At 62.9% G+C, this 19,617-nt stretch carries 17 protein-coding genes and 4 tRNA genes; 9 read left to right on the top strand and 12 right to left on the bottom strand.

The window, feature by feature from the left end; all coding sequences use genetic code 11:
• Positions 1–10: 10 nt before the first annotated feature.
• Complete coding sequence (locus HB675_RS01700; RefSeq protein ID WP_213875352.1) at positions 11–406, top strand: type IV pilin protein; 396 nt, start codon at positions 11–13, stop codon at positions 404–406.
• A gap of 27 nt (positions 407–433) precedes the next feature.
• Entirely contained in the window at positions 434–1,549 is a 1,116-nt protein-coding gene (gene thiO / locus HB675_RS01695) for a glycine oxidase ThiO (RefSeq protein WP_213875351.1), read from the top strand.
• 32 nt (positions 1,550–1,581) lie between these two features.
• On the opposite strand, the gene HB675_RS01690 is transcribed toward thiO, so the two are convergent.
• From HB675_RS01690 to HB675_RS01675, 4 genes are all read right to left on the bottom strand, one after another.
• Positions 1,582–2,928 (bottom strand): sigma-54 dependent transcriptional regulator, encoded by a 1,347-nt coding sequence (locus HB675_RS01690; RefSeq protein WP_213875350.1) that lies wholly within the window; start codon positions 2,926–2,928, stop codon positions 1,582–1,584.
• A gap of 2 nt (positions 2,929–2,930) precedes the next feature.
• Entirely contained in the window at positions 2,931–4,475 is a 1,545-nt protein-coding gene (locus HB675_RS01685) for an ATP-binding protein (protein ID WP_213875349.1), read from the bottom strand.
• A 34-nt stretch (positions 4,476–4,509) separates the two neighbouring features.
• Positions 4,510–4,743: a PP0621 family protein gene (locus HB675_RS01680; RefSeq protein WP_213875348.1), complete on the bottom strand. Its 234-nt coding sequence runs from the start codon at positions 4,741–4,743 to the stop codon at positions 4,510–4,512.
• 144 nt (positions 4,744–4,887) lie between these two features.
• The gene (locus HB675_RS01675) at positions 4,888–5,907 is read right to left on the bottom strand and encodes an outer membrane protein assembly factor BamD (protein WP_213875347.1); all 1,020 of its coding nucleotides are present in this window, start codon (positions 5,905–5,907) and stop codon (positions 4,888–4,890) included.
• A gap of 149 nt (positions 5,908–6,056) precedes the next feature.
• On the opposite strand from HB675_RS01675, the gene rluD reads away from it, so the two are divergent.
• The 7 genes from rluD (at position 6,057) to HB675_RS01640 (ending at position 11,242) form a co-directional block, all read left to right on the top strand.
• A complete protein-coding gene (gene rluD / locus HB675_RS01670) occupies positions 6,057–7,019 on the top strand; it encodes a 23S rRNA pseudouridine(1911/1915/1917) synthase RluD (protein ID WP_213875346.1) in 963 nt (320 codons plus the stop codon).
• Positions 7,016–7,750: a peptidoglycan editing factor PgeF gene (gene pgeF / locus HB675_RS01665; RefSeq protein ID WP_213875345.1), complete on the top strand. Its 735-nt coding sequence runs from the start codon at positions 7,016–7,018 to the stop codon at positions 7,748–7,750. Before rluD ends, pgeF begins: the two co-directional genes overlap by 4 nt.
• Before the next feature lie 161 nt (positions 7,751–7,911).
• The gene (clpB, locus tag HB675_RS01660) at positions 7,912–10,476 is read left to right on the top strand and encodes an ATP-dependent chaperone ClpB (RefSeq protein ID WP_213875344.1); all 2,565 of its coding nucleotides are present in this window, start codon (positions 7,912–7,914) and stop codon (positions 10,474–10,476) included.
• Positions 10,477–10,824: 348 nt separating this feature from the next.
• Positions 10,825–10,900, top strand: a tRNA-Asn gene (locus tag HB675_RS01655).
• Between the two features lie 9 nt (positions 10,901–10,909).
• Positions 10,910–10,986 (top strand) — tRNA-Pro (locus tag HB675_RS01650).
• A gap of 5 nt (positions 10,987–10,991) precedes the next feature.
• Positions 10,992–11,067, top strand: a tRNA-Lys gene (locus HB675_RS01645).
• A 98-nt stretch (positions 11,068–11,165) separates the two neighbouring features.
• Positions 11,166–11,242: transfer RNA gene (locus HB675_RS01640), tRNA-Pro, on the top strand.
• Between the two features lie 54 nt (positions 11,243–11,296).
• Here the strand turns inward: HB675_RS01640 and hutC are convergent.
• The 8 genes from hutC to HB675_RS01600 form a co-directional block, all read right to left on the bottom strand.
• Positions 11,297–12,034: a histidine utilization repressor gene (gene hutC / locus HB675_RS01635; protein ID WP_213875343.1), complete on the bottom strand. Its 738-nt coding sequence runs from the start codon at positions 12,032–12,034 to the stop codon at positions 11,297–11,299.
• A gap of 43 nt (positions 12,035–12,077) precedes the next feature.
• Positions 12,078–12,887, bottom strand: a complete 810-nt coding sequence (locus HB675_RS01630) for an amino acid ABC transporter ATP-binding protein (RefSeq protein ID WP_213875342.1) — start codon at positions 12,885–12,887, stop codon at positions 12,078–12,080.
• 4 nt (positions 12,888–12,891) lie between these two features.
• On the bottom strand, positions 12,892–13,563 hold the full coding sequence (locus HB675_RS01625) for an amino acid ABC transporter permease (RefSeq protein WP_213875341.1): 672 nt from the start codon (positions 13,561–13,563) through the stop codon (positions 12,892–12,894).
• Positions 13,560–14,219 carry an amino acid ABC transporter permease gene (locus HB675_RS01620; protein ID WP_213875340.1) on the bottom strand — a complete coding sequence of 220 codons (660 nt, stop codon included), beginning with the start codon at positions 14,217–14,219 and terminating at the stop codon, positions 13,560–13,562. The genes HB675_RS01625 and HB675_RS01620 overlap by 4 nt, the downstream gene beginning before the upstream one ends.
• A gap of 57 nt (positions 14,220–14,276) precedes the next feature.
• Positions 14,277–15,125: a transporter substrate-binding domain-containing protein gene (locus tag HB675_RS01615; protein ID WP_213875339.1), complete on the bottom strand. Its 849-nt coding sequence runs from the start codon at positions 15,123–15,125 to the stop codon at positions 14,277–14,279.
• A 331-nt stretch (positions 15,126–15,456) separates the two neighbouring features.
• Positions 15,457–16,989 (bottom strand): histidine ammonia-lyase, encoded by a 1,533-nt coding sequence (gene hutH, locus HB675_RS01610; RefSeq protein ID WP_213875338.1) that lies wholly within the window; start codon positions 16,987–16,989, stop codon positions 15,457–15,459.
• A 298-nt stretch (positions 16,990–17,287) separates the two neighbouring features.
• Positions 17,288–18,586 (bottom strand): NAD(P)/FAD-dependent oxidoreductase, encoded by a 1,299-nt coding sequence (locus HB675_RS01605; protein ID WP_213875337.1) that lies wholly within the window; start codon positions 18,584–18,586, stop codon positions 17,288–17,290.
• 199 nt (positions 18,587–18,785) lie between these two features.
• Positions 18,786–19,415 (bottom strand): DUF1780 domain-containing protein, encoded by a 630-nt coding sequence (locus tag HB675_RS01600; RefSeq protein ID WP_213875336.1) that lies wholly within the window; start codon positions 19,413–19,415, stop codon positions 18,786–18,788.
• Between the last annotated feature and the right edge of the window lie 202 nt (positions 19,416–19,617).

The raw sequence follows: 19,617 nt of genomic DNA, 5'->3' as shown, positions 1-19,617 counted from the left end.
GAGAACAGACATGCGCACTAGAAACCAAGGCTTCACCCTGATCGAACTGATGATAGTGGTGGCGATCATCGCCATCGTGGCAGCCATCGCCTACCCCAACTACATCAACCACGTAAAGACCACCCGACGGGCCGAAATCGTCGCGTTGTTGACCCAAGGCGCCCAGGCCCTTGAACGGCAATATTCGCAATCGGGCAGTTATGCCACCCTGACCACGGCTGACCCGGTAGGCAATGCCACCTACACCGTGATTGCCGTGCGTACCGCCACGACCTTTACCCTGACCGCAACACCGGTGGCCAGTGGCATCATGGCCAACGATACCTGCGGCAACTTCGTCCTGACCAACACCGGGGCGCGCAGCAACACCGGGTCGACCGCAGTCGCCACGTGCTGGGGGCGCTAACCCTCGCTTTTTTCTACCGGGATCCCCATGTCCACCCAAGCCCATATAATAATCGTCGGCGGCGGCGTCATCGGCCTGCTGACCGCACTGAATCTGGCCCCTCACGTCGCCCGGGTGACCCTGCTCGACCGCAACGCCGTCGGTCAGGAGTCCTCCTGGGCCGGTGGCGGCATTGTTTCGCCTCTCTACCCCTGGCGCTACAGCCCGGCCGTGACCGCCCTGGCCCACTGGTCCCAGGACTTTTATCCACAGCTGGGCGAGCGTCTGTTCCAGCGCACCGGGCTCGATCCCGAAGTGCACACCACCGGCCTGTACTGGCTGGATCTGGATGATGAGGCCGAGGCGCTGGCCTGGGCTCGTCGTGAGCGCCGTCCGTTGAGTGCTGTCGACATCTCGGCCGCCTACGATGCCGTCCCGGCGCTGGGCCCCGGTTATCGCCGGGCGATCCACATGGCCGACGTGGCCAACGTGCGCAACCCGCGACTGGTCAAGTCGCTCAAGGCGGCCTTGTTCGCGCTGCCCAACGTCAGCATCGAAGAGCACAGCGAGGTGCTGGGCTTTGTCCGTGACGGTAGCCGCATCCAAGGTGTTCGCACGGCTGCCGGGGAGGTTCTGGGTGATAGCGTCGTGCTGGCGGCTGGGGCTTGGAGTGGTGAGCTACTGGAAAGCTTGGGCATCGGCCTGCCAGTGGAGCCGGTCAAGGGACAGATGATCCTGTACAAATGCGCAGCGGATTTCCTGCCATGCATGGTGCTGGCCAAGGGCCGTTATGCGATCCCGCGGCGCGACGGGCATATTCTGGTGGGCAGCACGCTGGAGCATGAAGGGTTCGACAAGACGCCGACCCTCAGTGCGCTGGAAAGCCTGAAGATATCGGCGGCCGAATTGTTACCGGCGCTGGCGCGGGCCACCCCGGTGCGGCATTGGGCGGGTTTGCGGCCGGGGTCGCCGGAGGGGATTCCCTATATCGGGCCGGTATCGGCGTTCGAAGGGTTGTGGCTCAACTGCGGGCATTACCGCAATGGGTTGGTGCTGGCACCGGCTTCGTGTCAGCTGTTTGCCGATCTGGTATTGGGCAATGAGCCGATCATTGATCCGGCGCCCTATGCGCCGGATGTGCGGTTGGGCCGGCGGGAAAGCTGATCGCCATTCCCGCTCGGTCATTCAGGTCAAGGTCAATCCAGGCCCAGCTTTTTTAGCCGATAGCGCATCGACCGGAAGGACAAGCTCAACCGCTGGGCCGCTGCCGTCCGGTTCCAGCGGGTCTCTTCCAGTGCCTGCAGGATCAGCTTGCGCTCGATGCTCTCCAGATAATCCTCAAGATTATCGATCTGGGCAAAGTCCGGTTCGCCGGCCTCGCTGCTGGTGGCTGAATCGCTCAAGCGCAGGTCGGTGGCCTCGATGCAGTCGTCTTCGCAGAGGGTGTACGCCCGTTCGAGCATGTTCTCCAGTTCGCGTACGTTGCCCGGAAAGCGGTAGCCCTTGAGGGTGCTCAAGGCTTCGGCGCTGAGGGTGGCCGGCGGCAGGCCGCTGCCCTGAGCGAGGCGCTGCAAGACCCGGCCTGCCAGCAACTCGACGTCTTCGCGGCGTTCACGCAGGGACGGTACGCGCAGTTCGATCACGTTCAGGCGGTAGTACAGGTCCTGGCGAAAACGTCCAGCGGCGACTTCGGCGGCGAGGTCCTTGTGGGTGGCGCAGAGGATGCGCACGTCCACCACCACTTCAGCCTGACCGCCCACGGCGCGTACGGCTTTCTCCTGGATCACCCGCAGCAGCTTGACCTGCATGGGCAGCGGCAAGTCCGCCACTTCATCGAGGAACAGCGTGCCGCCGTTGGCCGCCTGAAACAGCCCCGGCTTGTCTTCAGTGGCACCGGTGAAGCTGCCTTTGCGGTGGCCGAAGAACTCGCTTTCCATCAGCTCCGACGGGATGGCGCCGCAGTTGACCGGCACAAAGGGCAGGGCGCTGCGCGGGCCTTGCTCATGGATAAGCCGAGCCACCAGCTCCTTGCCACTGCCGGATTCGCCGCTGATATAGACCGGTGCCTGGCTGCGGGCCAGGCGCAGGATCTGCTTGCGCAGGGCCAGCATGGGCGGCGAGTCGCCCAGCAGGCGCTCGTCGATCAGGGGTTCGCCACCGGCGGTGGGCGCCGCTTGCAGGCGCAGTGCGCTGGTCACCAGCTCGCGAAGGCGGCCTAGGTCCACCGGCTTGGTGAGAAAGTCAAAGGCGCCGGCCTTGAGGGCGGTGACCGCAGTGTCGAGGCTGCCGTAGGCAGTGATCATGGCCACGGGCACATTGGGATGGCGCAATTGAATGTGCTGCACCAGTTCCATACCGGTGCCGTCGGGCAAGCGCATGTCGGTCAGGCACAGGTCGAAGGGCTCGCGGGCCAGCCAGTCGCGGGCCTCTTTGCAGTTGCGGGCACTGCGGGTGTCCAGCTTCATGCGGCCGAGGGTGATTTCCAGCAATTCGCGGATGTCCGGTTCGTCGTCGACGATAAGGATTTTTTGCCGTTGGCTCATGATCAGCTCAGTCTGCGCGGGTGGGCGAAGGTAATGCGCATGCAACTGCCGCCGTTTTCACGGGGGCGGTAATCCAGGTGGGCCTGGTTGCTTTCGCACAGCTCGCGGGAAATATACAGGCCCAAACCTGTGCCCTTGACTTCGGTGGTGAAGAAAGGCTCGAAGATATGTTGTAGTTGATCCTTCGGGAAGCCCGGGCCGTCGTCCAGCACTTCAAGGATCGGCAAGCCGTTGCTCTGCTCGACGAACAGGTTCAGCCAGACCTGTGCCTGGCCATTCTGCTGGCCGCTATAGCGCAGGCCATTTTGCACCAGATTGTCCAGCACTTGGGTCAAGTGATGGGGGTCCATGCGGGTTTCAAGTGGCCCGTCGGTCACATACATGTGCAAGTGTTGCCGACCTTGGGCGCTGACGCGGAAATCGCCGACGAAGCGCTCCAGCCAGTGGGCGAGGTCGAGCATTTCCGGTTCGGCCTGGCGTCGGCGTGAGAGCTGCAGGACGTTCTCGATGATCAGGTTCATGCGTTTGCACTGGTCCTGGATGATCTGGGTCAGGCGATGGTCCGGCTCGCTCAACTCGTCGGACTCATGCAGTAGCTGGCCAGCGTGGCTGATGGCGCCCAGCGGGTTGCGGATTTCATGGGCAATGCCGGCGGTCAGGCGGCCGAGGGCGGCGAGTTTGAGCTGTTGCGCCTGTTGGGCGATCTGCGAGAGGTCTTCAAGGAAGATCAACGTCTGGGTCTGCTCACGTACGCGCAGGCCGATGAAACTGACCTGCACGGCCGGCCCGGTGGGCTTGAACTTGAGACTCTTGAGGCGCAGGGTCGGGTTGGTCTGCCATTGCTGCAGGCGTTCGATGAGTTCCGGGGCATGAGCGTTGATCGGCTCTCCAGTCAGGGCATCGTTGCCCAGCAGTTTGGCGGCGCCCTGGTTGACCAGCTGCACATTCTGCTCGCCGTCCAACACCATGATGCCGGTGCGCATGCGCTGCAGGATCACGCCGTTGAGTTCTTCCAGATTGGTCACGTCGTGGGCGCGCTGCTCGGCAAGGGTTTCGCTGGTGATCAGCAACCGGCACAGCGCCTGGACCATGAATGACACGGCAAAACACAACACACCCAGGGTGCCGGCCTGGACATAGTCGGCGGTGTGGGCGAGGCGGATGTAATTAAGGTAGAAGCTCAGGTAAACGATGGCTATGGTCGCCACCGCGGCGATCAGCAGGCCGATGCGACCGCGCAGCAGCACGTTACTCATGGCCACCGAGGCCACCATCAGGTTGCCGATGCCGCTGGGCGTGCCGCCGCCGGCGTAGAACAGCCCGGCCAGCAGCAGCACGTCAGCCAGGGCGAGGCTGAACACCTGGGCGGGGCTGCGCACGCTGGCCAGTACCACCACCAGGATGTTGAGGATCAGGTAAGTCCAACTGCCCACGCGGAACAGCTGGCCGTTAGCCACTTCCAGCAGTTTGCTGTCCATCTCGCTGGAAATCAGCAACACCAGGGCAATGCCGATGGTCAGGCGGTACAGGTGATAGAGCCGCAACATTCTCCGGGTCTGCACCGCGCCGGGTGCGAACAGGTCAGCGACCACTGGCGGCAGGGCCTTGTTCCAGATGTTTCTGGCTGCAATACCAGAGGTTGCCTTGGCGCAGGGCGCTGTTGTCGGGGACGTGCAGGCCGCAATGGGCACAACGGACCATCGGCAGGGCGGTTTCGGCGTTGGGTTTGCGGGTGCTTGCAACGGGGGCCTTGAACTTGCGCCAGGCCCACACGGCGACATAAATCAAGACGACCCAGAACAGTAGGCGAATCATGGTGACCAGCTTTGCTAGATAGGATGACGCAGTGTAGGAGGGGGCTGGTTGGCGGGCAAGAGGGGCGTTTGGCACATGGCCGCCATCCGTATGACGCCATGCAACAAAAAAGGCCCCGAAGGGCCTTTTTCAGCAGATGAGCGCTCAGCCAAACAGGCCGAACGTTGCATAGCTCCACCAGGAACGCTTCTTCTTGGGCGCAGCATCTTCAGCTGGCTTGTCAGCCGTGCCGCCGTCAGCCGGTTGCAGCAGCTCTTTGGGGAGGTTGTCCTTGTCATCCTGGTATTGCTTCTGGATGTCGAGGTTGGCGCGGGTTTCACCCGGTGGCAGCGGGTCCTTGTTGCCGATCAGGCCCAGGGTGGCGCGGGTCAGCCAGCTGCGGTTGTCCGCTTCCTGCTGTTGCGGCACGAACTTGCCGTCTTTCAGGCTCGGGCTGTCCGGGTAGTTGAGCTTGAGGGTTTCCAGCGAGGTCGCGGCCAGATCGTCCATGTGCAGACGCTGATAGGCTTCGACCATCACCGCCAGGCCGTCGCCCACCGATGGGGTGCCCTGGAAGTTTTCCACCACGTAGCGCCCACGGTTGGCGGCGGCGACGTAGGCCTGACGGGTCAGGTAGTAGTCGGCCACGTGGATTTCGTAGGAGGCCAGCAGGTTGCGCAGGTAGATCATGCGCTGCTTGGCGTCCGGCGCGTAGCGGCTGTTGGGGTAGCGGCTGGTGAGCTGGGCGAACTCGTTGTACGAGTCACGGGCAGCACCCGGGTCGCGACGGGTCATGTCCAGCGGCACGAAGCGCGCCACCAGGCCACGGTCCTGGTCGAACGAGGTCAGGCCCTTGAGATAGTAGGCGTAGTCGACGTTCGGGTGCTGTGGATGCAGGCGGATGAAACGCTCGGCAGCCGACTTCGCCGCTTCAGGCTCGGAGTCCTTGTAGTTGGCGTAAATCAGCTCGAGCTGGGCCTGGTCGGCATAGCGGCCGAAGGGGTAGCGCGAGTCCAAGGCCTTGAGTTTGGCCGTGGCACTGGAATAGTTATGGTTGTCCAGGTCGGCCTGCGCCTGCTGGTACAGCTCGACTTCGCTGAGGTTTTCGTCGACCTTCTCTCCTTTCGACGAACAGGCAGCGGTGAGTCCGAGGATGGCGATCAGCAGCAGGTGTTTCACTTGCATGGCGGCTTGCGTCCCTATAACGGCCGCTGTCTCGGGCGTGGCCGTCCTGTTATGATGAGCACCCCGTGGAACCCTCGGGGCAAAAGACGCCGTATTTAACCACAAGCGTGCAGCCGAAACCAAAGGCTGTGCCGTTGCCTAGTCCGAGTATGTCCGAGATCATCCAACTTAGCGCCGAGGTGCCGTCCGAAATGGGCGGTCAACGCCTTGATCAAGTCGCCGCCCAACTCTTCGCCGAGCACTCTCGCTCGCGCCTTTCCGCCTGGATCAAGGAGGGCCTCCTGACTGTGGACGGTGGTGTACTGCGTCCACGCGACATTGTTCATGGCGGTGCCGTGCTTGAGCTCAAAGCCGAGCAGGAAGCCCAAGGTGAGTGGGTGGCCCAGGACATCGCGCTGGATATCGTCTACGAAGACGACGACATCCTGGTGATCAACAAGCCGGCCGGCCTGGTGGTGCACCCGGCGGTCGGGCACGCCGACGGCACCCTGCTCAACGCGCTGCTGCACCACGTGCCGGACATTATCAATGTGCCGCGGGCCGGGATCGTGCACCGTCTGGACAAGGACACCACCGGTCTGATGGTGGTGGCCAAGACCATTCAGGCGCAGACCCAGCTGGTCACCCAGCTGCAGAATCGCTCGGTCAGCCGTATCTATGAGTGCATCGTCATCGGTGTGGTTACCGCCGGGGGCAAGATCAACGCGCCCATCGGCCGCCACGGCCAGCAGCGCCAGCGCATGGCGGTGATGGAAGGCGGCAAGCCAGCTGTCAGCCACTACCGCGTGCTGGAGCGTTTCCGTTCCCACACTCACGTGCGGGTCAAGCTGGAAACCGGACGGACCCACCAGATCCGCGTGCATATGTCGTACATCAACTTCCCGTTGGTCGGCGACCAGGCCTACGGCGGCCGCTTCCGTATTCCACCGGCGGCCAGTCTGACCATGGTCGACGCGCTGAAAACCTTCCCGCGCCAGGCGCTGCACGCGCGCTTCCTGGAGCTCGATCACCCGACCACCGGTGAGCGTATGGGTTGGGAAACGCCGCTGCCCGATGACTTTGTCTGGCTGCTGTCGCTGCTCAAGCAGGACCGCGAGGCGTTCATCGGGTGAGCGAGCTGACCTCGACACTGATCATTCCAGACTGGCCCGCGCCCGCCGGTGTTCGCGCTTGCGTGACCACGCGGGCTGGCGGGGTCAGCGTCGGCGCCTATGCCGGGCTGAACCTGGGCGATCACGTCGGTGATGATCCGCTGGCGGTGGCCGAGAACCGCCGGCGCCTTGCCGCCTGCATGGGCGCACAGCCGGCCTGGCTGAGCCAGGTGCACGGTGTGCAGGTGGTCGAGGCTGATCCTTCTGTAGTGGCGCAAGCTGATGGTGCCTGGACATCCACGCCCGGCATCGCCTGTGCGGCGATGACCGCCGATTGCCTGCCCGCGTTGTTCTGTGACCGGGCCGGCAGCAAGGTTGCGGCGGCGCACGCGGGCTGGCGCGGTTTGGCCAATGGCGTGCTTGAGGCGACGGTGGCCAGCCTGGCCGTTGAGCCCGCAGAGATTCTGGTCTGGCTGGGTCCGGCCATCGGGCCGCGCAACTTTGAAGTGGGCGCGGAGGTGCGGGCGACCTTCATGGCCAGCCATCCGCAGGCGCAACGGGCTTTTGTGGCCGGCGAACAGCCGGGCAAATTCATTGCCGACATCTATGAGCTGGCGCGGATTCGCCTGGCGTCGGTGGGGGTGACTGCTGTTTATGGTGGTGGCCTCTGCACCATTGAAGACGAGCGGTTCTTTTCCTATCGCCGTAACAATCCAGCCGGTCGGTTTGCTTCGTTGGTGTGGCTGGCCTGATTCTTTATTGATGCGGCTGGCCTCATCGCGGTCCCACGCCGACATGGCACTTTGCCCCGCTTGAATCTTGCGCATATCCCCCCATCTATAAGCCATCTCTGGCAGGTTTTCTTCATCAAGGTGTGTTCATCGCTCCGGCCTGCCCCTCAGGAAGGTGACTCATGCGTATAGACCGTTTGACCAGCAAATTGCAGTTAGCCTTGTCCGATGCCCAATCGCTTGCCGTGGGCATGGACCATTCGGCCATCGAACCGTTGCACCTGGCCCAGGCGTTGCTCGACCAACAGGGTGGCTCGGTCAAGCCGCTGCTGATGCAGGTCGGCTTCGACGTGAACAATCTGCGCAAGGAGCTGAGCAAAGAGCTCGATGCCCTGCCGAAAATCCAGAACCCTACCGGCGACGTGAACATGTCCCAGGACCTGGCGCGCCTGCTCAATCAGGCCGATCGCCTGGCGCAGCAGAAGGGTGATCAGTTCATCTCCAGCGAACTGGTGTTGCTGGCCGCACTCGATGAAAACAACAAGCTGGGCAAGCTCCTGCTCGGCCATGGCGTCAGCAAGAAAGCCCTTGAAAACGCCGTGAACAACCTGCGCGGCGGTGAAGCGGTAAATGACGCCAACCATGAAGAGTCGCGCAAGGCCCTCGAAAAATACACCGTCGACCTGACCAAGCGCGCCGAAGAGGGCAAGCTGGACCCGGTGATCGGCCGTGACGACGAAATCCGTCGCACCATCCAGGTCCTGCAACGCCGCACCAAGAACAACCCGGTGCTGATCGGTGAACCGGGCGTGGGCAAGACCGCCATCGCCGAAGGCCTGGCCCAGCGCATCATCAACGGTGAAGTGCCGGATGGCCTGCGCGGCAAGCGTCTGCTGTCGCTGGACATGGGCGCATTGATTGCCGGGGCCAAGTTCCGTGGCGAGTTCGAGGAACGCCTCAAGTCGCTGCTCAATGAGCTGTCCAAGCAGGAAGGCCAGATCATCCTGTTCATCGACGAACTGCACACCATGGTCGGCGCCGGCAAGGGCGAGGGCTCCATGGACGCCGGCAACATGCTCAAGCCGGCTCTGGCACGCGGTGAACTGCATTGCGTGGGGGCCACGACCCTCAACGAGTACCGTCAGTACATCGAGAAGGATGCGGCGCTGGAGCGGCGTTTCCAGAAGGTATTGGTGGAAGAGCCGAGCGAGGAAGACACCATTGCCATCCTGCGCGGCCTGAAAGAGCGTTATGAGGTGCACCACAAGGTGGCCATCACCGACGGCGCCATCATCGCCGCCGCCAAGCTCAGCCATCGCTACATCACCGACCGGCAACTGCCGGACAAGGCCATCGACCTGATCGACGAAGCGGCCAGCCGTATCCGCATGGAAATCGACTCCAAGCCCGAGGTGCTCGACCGTCTTGAGCGCCGTCTGATCCAGCTGAAGGTGGAATCCCAGGCCCTGAAGAAGGAAAAGGACGAGGCCGCCATCAAGCGTCTGGAAAAACTTCAGGAAGAGATTGCCCGTCTGGAGCGTGAATATTCCGACCTGGAAGAGATCTGGACCTCGGAAAAAGCCGAAGTACAGGGTTCGGCGCAGATCCAGCAAAAGATCGAGCAGTCCCGCCAGGAACTTGAGAGTGCGCGCCGTCGTGGCGACCTGAGTCGCATGGCCGAGTTGCAATACGGGGTGATCCCGGACCTGGAGCGCAGCCTGCAGATGGTCGACCAGCATGGCAAGACCGAGAACCAGTTGCTGCGCAGCAAGGTGACCGAAGAAGAGATCGCCGAAGTGGTCTCCAAGTGGACCGGCATTCCCGTCTCGAAAATGCTCGAGGGCGAGCGCGAGAAGCTGTTGAAAATGGAAAGCCTGCTGCACCAGCGCGTGATCGGCCAGAACGAGGCGGTCATCGCCGTGGCCAACGCAGTGCGGCGCTCCCGTGCCGGGTTGTCGGACCCTAACCGGCCCAGCGGCTCGTTCATGTTCCTCGGCCCGACTGGCGTGGGCAAGACCGAGCTGTGCAAGGCTCTGGCCGAGTTCCTGTTCGACACGGAAGAGGCCATGGTCCGGATCGACATGTCGGAATTCATGGAGAAGCACTCGGTGGCGCGGCTGATCGGTGCGCCGCCGGGCTATGTGGGCTACGAGGAAGGCGGTTACCTGACCGAGGCCGTGCGGCGCAAGCCTTACTCGGTGGTGCTGCTGGACGAGGTGGAGAAGGCCCATCCAGACGTGTTCAACGTGCTGCTGCAGGTGCTGGAAGACGGCCGCCTGACCGACAGCCACGGGCGTACGGTGGATTTTCGCAACACGGTGATCGTGATGACTTCCAACCTGGGGTCGGCACGTATCCAGGAGCTGGTGGGTGATCGTGAAGCCCAGCGGGCCGCCGTGATGGATGCTGTGGGTTCGCATTTCCGTCCGGAGTTCGTCAACCGTATCGATGAAGTGGTGATCTTCGAGCCACTGGCGCGGGATCAGATCGCCGGCATCACCCAGATTCAGCTGGGCCGCCTGCGCAGCCGCCTGACCGAGCGCGAGCTCAACCTGGTGCTGAGCGATGAGGCCATGGACAAGCTGATTGCGGTCGGCTACGACCCGGTCTACGGCGCACGGCCGCTCAAGCGCGCCATCCAGCGCTGGATCGAGAACCCGCTGGCGCAGTTGATCCTGTCCGGCAAGTTTTTGCCGGGGAGTACAGTGACCGGGTCGGTGCAAGGCGACGAGATCACCTTCGTCTAAACACCCCTGCAGGACCGAGCTTGCTCGGGAAAGGCACGACACGGTCGGTCGAATCCACCGCGTCGCGTCGTTCCCGAGCAAGCTTGGTCTTGCAACAGAGCGAAACACCCCCTTGCATTTCCTTTCATCAGCTTGTAAAGTGCGCCCCGCTGTAAGTCACCCGCAGAACACCCCGCTTCATCGGTGATCTGAAAAAAAGTTGCAAATCAGTGTCTTGAAAGCAATTTAAGGGTTGACAGAGGTTGCGAAGATTGTAGAATAGCGCGCCTCAGAGGCACTAACGCAGCGATGCGGGAAAGCCGAAGAGACTTGCAGTAAGCGACACATGCAACACCTGAAATGAATAGTTCCGTGATAGCTCAGTCGGTAGAGCAAATGACTGTTAATCATTGGGTCCCAGGTTCGAGTCCTGGTCACGGAGCCACATTTCAAACGGGGTATAGCGCAGTCCGGTAGCGCGCCTGCTTTGGGAGCAGGATGTCAGGAGTTCGAATCCCCTTACCCCGACCATTTTTGGGTCGTTAGCTCAGTTGGTAGAGCAGTTGGCTTTTAACCAATTGGTCGTAGGTTCGAGTCCCACACGACCCACCATTTTTGATTCCGGTTCGCTGGATCAGATCTTAAAAAGCCCCACCGATTAACACCGGTGGGCAGCAGAAAAGGCGCCTTTCGGGGTGCCTTTTTTGTACCGGGGTATAGCGCAGTCCGGTAGCGCGCCTGCTTTGGGAGCAGGATGTCAGGAGTTCGAATCCCCTTACCCCGACCATATTCAGAAAAAAAGGCGCCTTGCAAAGGGCGCCTTTTTTTTGCTTGTCATTTTTCACTGCCCTTCGCGGTAAGCCCCATTAGCCGCCATCCGGCTGCCCAGCCGGTAGCGCGACGACGGGTGCACCAGGCGCACGTAGGTCACCACTTTGGCCCCGTTCCACGTGCGGCGCATCAGCACCAGGCACGGCTCGTCCAGCTCGATGTGCAGCAGGCGACTCTCTTCGGTATTGGGGTGTCCGGCTTCGACGATGTGCTCGATTTCATCCGGGCGCAGCACCTGCAACAGGTAGCGCGAGGGCTGCAACTTTTCGCCGAAGCTTTGCGCAATGAAGTCAGGCACCAGCTCTGGATTGACGTAGCGGTCTTCCAGCTGCACCGGTACGCCTTCTTCCAGGTGCACGCACACCAGGTGATAGACCGAGGCGCCAGTGGGCAGCGACAGCGAGGCCGCCACGCTCATGGAGGCCGCTTCACGACTCAGGCGCAGCACTTCGCAGCTGTAGCGATGGCCTCGGGCAAGAATCTCGTCGGCAATGCTGGTGATGCGCAGCAGGTTGGACTGCGGCCGGCTTTCGGCGACAAAGGTGCCGACCCCGGAGACCCGCATCAAGTGACCTTCTTCGGTCAGCTCGCGCAAGGCCCGGTTGATGGTCATGCGTGACATGCCCAGCTCCACCACCAGACGGTTTTCCGAAGGGATCAGCTCGCCGGGTTTCCACACGCCGGCGCGCAACCGTGACTGCACAAAGTCCTTGGCTTGCTGATAAAGGGCCTGTGACGGGGTTTTCATGGTCGGCATCCTGCTGATGAACGGTTACGGGCCAGGGAAAGGTTCAAGCTGGCACGTCCTCCTTGCTGTCCTGCCAGAAGGCGTTGCGGTCCAGGTAGTTCTGCAGAAACTGCTGCAGCCGCGGATGTTCGCTGTTGTGAAAGATCTCCCGAGGCGTGCCCTGGGCGACAATTTCACCGTGGTCGAGAAACACCACCGAGTCGGCCACCTGGGCGGCGAAGCCCATTTCGTGGGTCACCACCACCATGGTCATGCCCTCTTTGGCCAGGGCTTTCATCACTTGCAGCACTTCACCCACCAGTTCCGGGTCCAGCGCCGAGGTGGGCTCGTCGAACAGCATGATCTGCGGCTCCATGGCCAAGGCCCGGGCGATGGCCACGCGCTGCTGCTGGCCACCGGACAGCTGGGAAGGGTAGGCGTCGCCCTTGTGGCCCAGGCCAACCTTGGTCAGCATCGCCAGGGCCCGCTCACGGGCGTCCTTGGCCGGCAGCTTGCGCACACGCAGCAAGGCTTCGCTGACATTGCCCAGCGCCGTCATGTGTGGCCACAGGTTGAACTGCTGGAAGACCATGCCGATGTTGCTGCGCACCTGGTTGACCCGCGCCTGGGAGGCGCGCTTGCGCGGCTTGCCACTGCTCAGGCTGTCTGGCTGCCAGCCCAGCAGTTGACCTTCTACCAGAATGTCGCCTTCGTCGTATTCCTCGAGAAAGGCCATGCTGCGCAACAGGGTGCTCTTGCCCGAACCCGAAGGGCCGATCAGGCAGACCACCTCGGAGCGCGAGACGGTGAGATCGATGCCCTTGAGCACGCGCAAGGGGCCGAAGCTTTTGCCGACGTTATTGAGGGTTAGCATGCAGTCATCTCGGTTGTCTTTGCAGGTAACGGCCCGCTCGGGCCTCGAGGAACATGCCGAGGCGCGAGCAGGCCTCGACCAGCACCAGATAGCCGATGCACAACACCAGCAGGGTTTCGACGAAGGCGAAGGTTTCCGAGCCGATGCCGGTGAGCACCATGGTCAGCTCGGGAATGGTGATGATCGACAGCACCGCCGTCTCTTTGCACATCACCGTGATCAGGTTGATGATCGCTGGCAGGATGATCACCATCATTTGCGGCAGCTGAATCCGCGCAATGGCCTGCCAGCGGGTCACGCCCAGGCAATCAGCCGCTTCCAGCTGACCCCGCGGTACCGACTCGAAGCCGCCGCGAAACACCTCGGCAAAATAAACGCTGGCATAGATACCCAGGCCGATGACCCCGGCCGGCACCGGCGCCAGGCTCAGGCCGAAGGCCGGCCCGCCGTAATACACCAGAAACAGCTGGACCAGAAACGGCGTGCTGCGGATGACCTCGATGAACACCCGCAAGGGCGCCCGCAGCAACGCGTTGCCGAACAGTTGCGCCACGGCGATCAGCAAACCCAGCGCCAACCCCAATGCGACACCGCCGCTCCAGGTGCCCAGGGTGACGAGGAAGCCGTCGCCGATCTCGCCCAAATGATCGGTTATGACGTGAGGGTCGAAGATCATGCGCCCTGCTCCTTGAGTCGTCGTTCCAGACGGCTGCCGCACCAGGCCAGCGGCATGTTGATCAGGCAATAGAACACCGCCAGCATCAGGTAATCCTGGACGAACAGGTAATCACTGGCGGCCATGTTCTGCGCGGTGCGCGTCAGGTCGGCCAGGCCCACCACCGAGACCAGCGACGAGGCCTTGATCAGCAGGATCATTTCATTGACCAGCGCCGGCAGGGTCAGGCGCACCGCTTGCGGCACCCGAATGCGCACCAGCATCTGCTGGGCACTGAGCCCCAGCAGCCCGGCCGCTTCCAACTGGCCGGCGGGAATGGCCAGAAAGCCACCCCGCAGGATTTCGGCGATGTAAGCGGCGCAGCACAGCGCGAGCGCGATCACCGCCGCCGTCATGGGCGACACATTGGGCATCCCCACCCGTGGCAGGAAGTAGTAGACAAACAGCAGTTGCACCAGCAGCGGAATGCCGCGGAACACGAAAATGTAGGCGCCGCCGCAGCGGCGCAGCCAAGGCGCGGCCGACAGGCGCATGCTGGCCACGCCAATGCCGATGAAAAAGCCGATCACCAGCGCTGCCACCGACACCTGGAGCGTGACCCACAGCGCCTCAAGCAACAGCGGCAGGTTTTGCAGCACTAGCGGCCAATCGAACATCGCTCCGACTCCAAGGCTGTTCACCGGCCCGGGCGGGCCGATGAGGCGCTCGACGAATTACCAGCTTGGGGTGAAGTCAGCTTTGGGCACGTCCATTTCGGCGCCCAGCCATTTCTTTTGCAGCGCGGCCAGGCGACCGTCGTCGTGCATCTTCAGCAAGGCGGCGTCGAGGGCGGCGATCAGGCTGTCGGCGTCGGCATCCTTGCGCCCGAGGAAGGCGAAGTAGGATTTCTTGCCGAACGGCGGCATCACTACTTTGTAGAGGTTGCTGCGCTGGGAGGCGACGTAGGAGATGTTCGGCAACGAGTTGGCCACGGCGACAATGCGCTTGGCGGCGAGGTCGGCGTAGGCCTGATTGTTGTCGACGTATTCGCGGATGTCGACCTTCTGCGGCAGGGTCGCGGCGAAGGTTTTCAGTTCTTCCAGCTGCGCCGAACCCTTGCCCGCGCCCACGGCCTTACCGGCGATGTCTTCCGGCTTCATGATGCTGCCGTCCTTGGCCCCGGCCATCAGCGACACGGTGGCTTCGGCGATCGGCAGCATGAAGTGGTAACGGTCCTTGCGCGCCTGGGTCACGATGATCGGGCCGGCGACCACGTCGAATTTCTTCGCTTCAAGGCCTGGCAGCACGCTGGGCCATGGCAGGTCCTGGAAAGTCACCTTGACCCCCAGCTCCTTGCCCAACTCGGCGAACAGCTCCGAGTTCATGCCTTTCTGCTTGCCGGCCTCGGTGAAGTCGAAGGGGGCAAATTGCAGTTCGGTCCCGACGGTGAGCACACCGGCCTTTTTCACGTCCGCGAGCTGATCGGCATGGGCCGCCAGCGCTGCACCCGCCAGCGCGAGCCCCAGGCACAGGCTGTTGAAGGTCTTGCCAAACGTCTTGATGCAGCGGGAATCGAGTTGCATGAATAACTCCTTGATCGGCGCAGGGAAAACGAGCTGAGTCTTTTGTTAGAAAGCAGTTAGCGTGCCAGCCGGTATATACAGCTGAAAGCCTTGATCGGCGGGGGGTGGAGGCGTTTTCGCTGTGCAGGGCGGGGGAGTGGATGCACTGTTTCAGGTCGCATGTGTAATGGCTGCGGCAGCCTTGTCATCTGCAAACCTGCAGGACCGAGCCGGCCGCCGTAGCGGTTGCTCGGGAATCACCGCCCCGTTGCAACAGGTGCAACGCGGTGGTCGTTTCCCGAGCAACCGCTACGGCGGCCGGCTCGGTCCTACGGGAATAGTGCGAGGTGGTTCAAGCCTCGTACAAGCGCTCGAACGGCAACCAGCGCCCGAACACCCCACCCTCAACCCAGGCCCGCGCCGCCGCGATGTCCGGGGCGAAGTAGCGGTCTTCATCGTAATGGGGCACTTCGGCCCGCACCATTTTCAGCACCTCGGCCAGGGTGGCCGACGTCTGCAACGGCGCCAGCAGGTCGATCCCCTGGGCGGCGCCCAGCACTTCGATGGCCACCACGGCGCTGCTGTTGCCGGCCATGTCCAGCAGGCGGCGCGCGGCGAAGGTCGCCATGGACACGTGGTCTTCCTGGTTGGCCGAGGTCGGCAGGCTGTCGATGGACGCCGGGTGGGCGAGGGTCTTGTTCTCCGAGGCCAACGCCGCAGCGGTAACCTGGGCGATCATGAAGCCGGAGTTCAAGCCGCCTTCGCGCACCAGAAACGCCGGCAGGCCAGACATCGCCGGGTCCACCAGTTGCGCGGTGCGCCGCTCGGACAGTGCGCCGATTTCGGAAATGGCCAAGGCCAGCACGTCAGCCGCCATGGCCACCGGTTCGGCGTGGAAGTTGCCGCCAGACAGCACGTCGCCGTCAGCGCTGAACACCAGCGGGTTGTCCGAGACCGCGTTGGCTTCGCGCAGGAACACCCCGGCAGCGAAGCGCATATGGTCCAGGCAGGCGCCCATCACCTGGGGCTGGCAGCGCAGGGAGTAGGGGTCTTGCACGCGGCCGCAGTCGCGGTGGGATTCGCGGATCTCGCTGTTGGCCAGCAGCTCGCGGTAGAACGCCGCCACGGCAATCTGGCCCGGCTGGCCACGGACCGCCTGAATGCGCGCATCAAAGGGCACGTCGGAGCCTTTCAGAGCTTCTACGGTCAAGCTGCCGGCCACAACGGCGGCCGAGAACAGCTTCTCGGCCGCAAACAGGCCACGCAGGGCCAACGCGGTGGACACCTGTGTGCCATTGATCAGCGCCAGGCCTTCTTTCGGGCCCAGCACCATCGGGCTCAGACCGGCCAGGGCCAGGCCCTCGACCGCATCCATCTCGCGGCCTTCATGGCGCACGCGGCCGACACCGATCAACACTGCCGACATGTGCGCCAGCGGGGCCAGGTCGCCGGAAGCGCCCACCGATCCCTGGGACGGAATGCACGGGTAGACCTTGGCCGCGTACAGTTTGCCCAGCGCGTCGATGATGTCCCAGCGCACACCAGAGAAACCGCGAGCCAGCGAGGCCACCTTGAGGGCAATGATCAGGCCGACGCTGGCGTCGTCGAGCAACGGCCCGGTGCCGGTGCAGTGGGACAGCAACAGGTTGCGTTGCAGCTTGGCCAGGGACTCGGTGGGGATCGAGGTGCGTGCCAGCAGGCCGAACCCGGTGTTGATGCCGTACACCGTGCGCTGGTTGGCGATGATGTCGCTGACCGTCTGCTGGCTGGCAGCGACGACGTCACGGGCGCTCGGGTCCAGTTCGAAAGGCGCCTGGTGCTGGTAGATGGCACGCAGTTGGTCGAGATCGAAATGGCCGGGTTGGATAAGCAGGGACGCTGGCATGGCATGGGTCCTGAGTGGGGAATTTAGGTAGCCTATATAAGCCTGTATATACAGGTATGCAATACCTGGGCCCGTCGGCCCCATGCTTTATTTTGCGAGGGTTGTGCGAAATTCAGCCGCTGCGGATGTCACCGAAAGTGGCAATACCGGCAGGGCGAGCGCACAGAAAGAGGGCGTGGAGTGTTCAGCATAGGCTGAAAAGCGGGGGGAGGGCACATAGCGCTGTAGGACCGAGCTTGCTCGGGAATGCGGGTTCCCGAGCAAGCTCGGTCCTACAGCGCTGGGGTAAAACGGTCGATCAATGCAACTTCAAGCGCGGCTCGGTTCCGCGACCAATCCGGCTGCCCAGCATCAACATCGCCGTACGGAACATGCCAAACAGCGCCATCTGGTGCATGCGGTACAGCGACACGTAGAACATCCGCGCCAGCCAGCCCTCCAGCATCACGCTGCCCGGCAAACCGCCCATCAAGTTGCCCACCGCCGAATAGCGCGACAGCGAAATCAGCGAGCCGTAATCCTTGTAGGTGAATTCCGGCAGCGTGGTGGTGCCTTCGATGCGCAGCTTCAGCGACTTGGCCAGCAACGACGCCTGCTGGTGAGCCGCCTGGGCCCGTGGCGGCACCGGGCGATCACTGCCGACCTGCGGGCACGCCGCGCAGTCGCCGAAGGCGAAAATCGCGTCGTCGCGGGTGGTCTGCAGGGTCGGTTTGACCACCAGTTGGTTGATACGGTTGGTTTCCAGGCCGTCGATGTCCTTGAGGAAGTTCGGCGCGCGAATCCCCGCCGCCCACACTTTCAAGGTGGCCGGGATTTCCTTGCCATCAGCGGTAATCAAGGCATCGGCCCGGACTTCACTCACGGACGAGCTGGTCAGCACGGTCACGCCGAGCTTCTCCAGGGTCTTGTGCACCGGCCCGCCGATGCGCTCGGGCAGCGCGGGAAGCACCCGTGGCCCGGCCTCGATCAGGGTGATGTGCATGTTTTCCGGCTTGATCCGGCCAAAGCCATAAGCCGCCAGTTCATGGGCGGCGTTGTGCAGCTCGGCCGACAACTCCACACCGGTGGCACCGGCGCCGACGATGGCCACGGCAATCCGGTTCTCGTCATGATCGGTGGCGTGGGCGCGCAGGTAGTAGTTCAGCAGTTGCGTGTGAAAGCGTTCGGCCTGGGCACGGGTGTCGAGGAACAGGCAGTGCTCGGCCGCGCCACGGGTACCGAAGTCGTTGGTGGTGCTGCCCACGGCGATGACCAGGCTGTCGTAGTTCAGCACCCGTGCGGGCACCAGTTCGACGCCTTGTTCGTCATAGGTGGCCGCCAGCTGGATCTGTTTGCCGGCACGGTCCAGCCCGCTCATTTTGCCGAGCTGGAAGTTGAAGTGGTTCCACTTGGCCTGGGCCACGTAGTTGAGCTCGTCTTCCGAGGAGTTCAAGGAGCCGGCCGCCACTTCATGCAACAGCGGTTTCCAGATGTGGGTCAGGCTGGCGTCCACCAGGGTCACATTGGCCTTGCCACGCTTGCCCAGGGTCTTACCCAGGCGGGTCGCCAGCTCCAGGCCGCCGGCGCCGCCGCCGACAATCACGATACGGTGAGTCATGGGGATATCTCATAAGGTTTACGGAATTCGGGCCGGGACGGGCGAGCGCGAGGCAGCTCATAGCACCGTGTCTCACGGCGAGGGGAGGGCAATGATGTGCGCGTGGTACAGCGTACGCTTGGGGGCATCTTTCATTGGCAGTCAAATAAGGCAATGCAGGCTTTGTAACATTCGCCGGGGCTGAGCGCCATCGTCTCTTTCACAAGCTGATGCCGACATCGAAAACAATGCTGCGGCCCAGATTGGCCCGCAGAAAACCCGGGGCATCGGGATGGGCGAACAACACCCGGGCAAAGGTCGGGCCCACCAGCGACAACGAGCGCCACCCTTGGCGCAGGTACTCGGTGGGCGGCGGAAAATGGCTGTTGAGGTCCAGCACTTCGCGCTTGAGGCTGGCGAAGGCGATGATGTCCAGCTCGTTCAATTCCAGCCCGCGCTCGCGGTAGTTGTGGCTCTTCTTGCGCAGGGTCGGCGCCAGGCGTTGCAACAACTCCACGGCACTGATGCGCTTGGGCCGCGCCTCGCGGCGCACCAGCTGGCTCAGGGAAAAGGCACTGCGCCGGCGTTGCAGCTCTTCGCGCCACTCGTCATTGAGACGACGGCCCTCGTCGAGGACGAAAAACACTTCGAAACTGGCGTCCTGGAACAACACATCCGGCGGCTCCTGCCCGGCCGGCATGAAATCCTCATCGCGGTGCGGCACGTTCAAGCCCTGCAACAGACGCTGACACACCCATCTCTCGCGCTCCCACTTGCGGGCATTCGACAGGAAGGCATTGGCTTGTTCGGCCTGCAGGGTGAGCAGGCGCAGGTAGTCGGAGTCATCCATGGGGCTGAGCTTAGCGCTGTTAGATGTCTGTCTGCCATCGTTGCGGCAGAAGCGGCGGTGATTGGAACGGCTCACAATCCAACGGGGCGACTCCATGATTTCACACAACTGGCGTAGGAGCCGACCTTGGTCGCGATGCAGACAACTCGGTCTGTGGTGATGCCATCGCGACCAAGGTCGGCTCCTACGCCGGTTGCGCGAA

The sequence above is a fragment of the Pseudomonas sp. dw_358 genome, from assembly GCF_018449655.1.
Classification (GTDB): domain Bacteria; phylum Pseudomonadota; class Gammaproteobacteria; order Pseudomonadales; family Pseudomonadaceae; genus Aquipseudomonas.
This window is presented reverse-complemented; position numbering and strand designations above follow the sequence as displayed.

Excerpts from the sequence above, each read along its gene's own strand:
- HB675_RS01700 (WP_213875352.1), top strand. The coding sequence starts at position 11 with ATGCGCACTAGAAACCAAGGCTTCACCCTGATCGAACTGATGATAGTG.
- thiO (WP_213875351.1), top strand. The coding sequence starts at position 434 with ATGTCCACCCAAGCCCATATAATAATCGTCGGCGGCGGCGTCATCGGC.
- HB675_RS01690 (WP_213875350.1), bottom strand. The coding sequence starts at position 2,928 with ATGAGCCAACGGCAAAAAATCCTTATCGTCGACGACGAACCGGACATC.
- HB675_RS01685 (WP_213875349.1), bottom strand. The coding sequence starts at position 4,475 with ATGTTGCGGCTCTATCACCTGTACCGCCTGACCATCGGCATTGCCCTG.
- HB675_RS01680 (WP_213875348.1), bottom strand. The coding sequence starts at position 4,743 with ATGATTCGCCTACTGTTCTGGGTCGTCTTGATTTATGTCGCCGTGTGG.
- HB675_RS01675 (WP_213875347.1), bottom strand. The coding sequence starts at position 5,907 with ATGCAAGTGAAACACCTGCTGCTGATCGCCATCCTCGGACTCACCGCT.
- rluD (WP_213875346.1), top strand. The coding sequence starts at position 6,057 with ATGTCCGAGATCATCCAACTTAGCGCCGAGGTGCCGTCCGAAATGGGC.
- clpB (WP_213875344.1), top strand. The coding sequence starts at position 7,912 with ATGCGTATAGACCGTTTGACCAGCAAATTGCAGTTAGCCTTGTCCGAT.
- hutC (WP_213875343.1), bottom strand. The coding sequence starts at position 12,034 with ATGAAAACCCCGTCACAGGCCCTTTATCAGCAAGCCAAGGACTTTGTG.
- HB675_RS01630 (WP_213875342.1), bottom strand. The coding sequence starts at position 12,887 with ATGCTAACCCTCAATAACGTCGGCAAAAGCTTCGGCCCCTTGCGCGTG.
- HB675_RS01625 (WP_213875341.1), bottom strand. The coding sequence starts at position 13,563 with ATGATCTTCGACCCTCACGTCATAACCGATCATTTGGGCGAGATCGGC.
- HB675_RS01620 (WP_213875340.1), bottom strand. The coding sequence starts at position 14,219 with ATGTTCGATTGGCCGCTAGTGCTGCAAAACCTGCCGCTGTTGCTTGAG.
- HB675_RS01615 (WP_213875339.1), bottom strand. The coding sequence starts at position 15,125 with ATGCAACTCGATTCCCGCTGCATCAAGACGTTTGGCAAGACCTTCAAC.
- hutH (WP_213875338.1), bottom strand. The coding sequence starts at position 16,989 with ATGCCAGCGTCCCTGCTTATCCAACCCGGCCATTTCGATCTCGACCAA.
- HB675_RS01605 (WP_213875337.1), bottom strand. The coding sequence starts at position 18,586 with ATGACTCACCGTATCGTGATTGTCGGCGGCGGCGCCGGCGGCCTGGAG.
- HB675_RS01600 (WP_213875336.1), bottom strand. The coding sequence starts at position 19,415 with ATGGATGACTCCGACTACCTGCGCCTGCTCACCCTGCAGGCCGAACAA.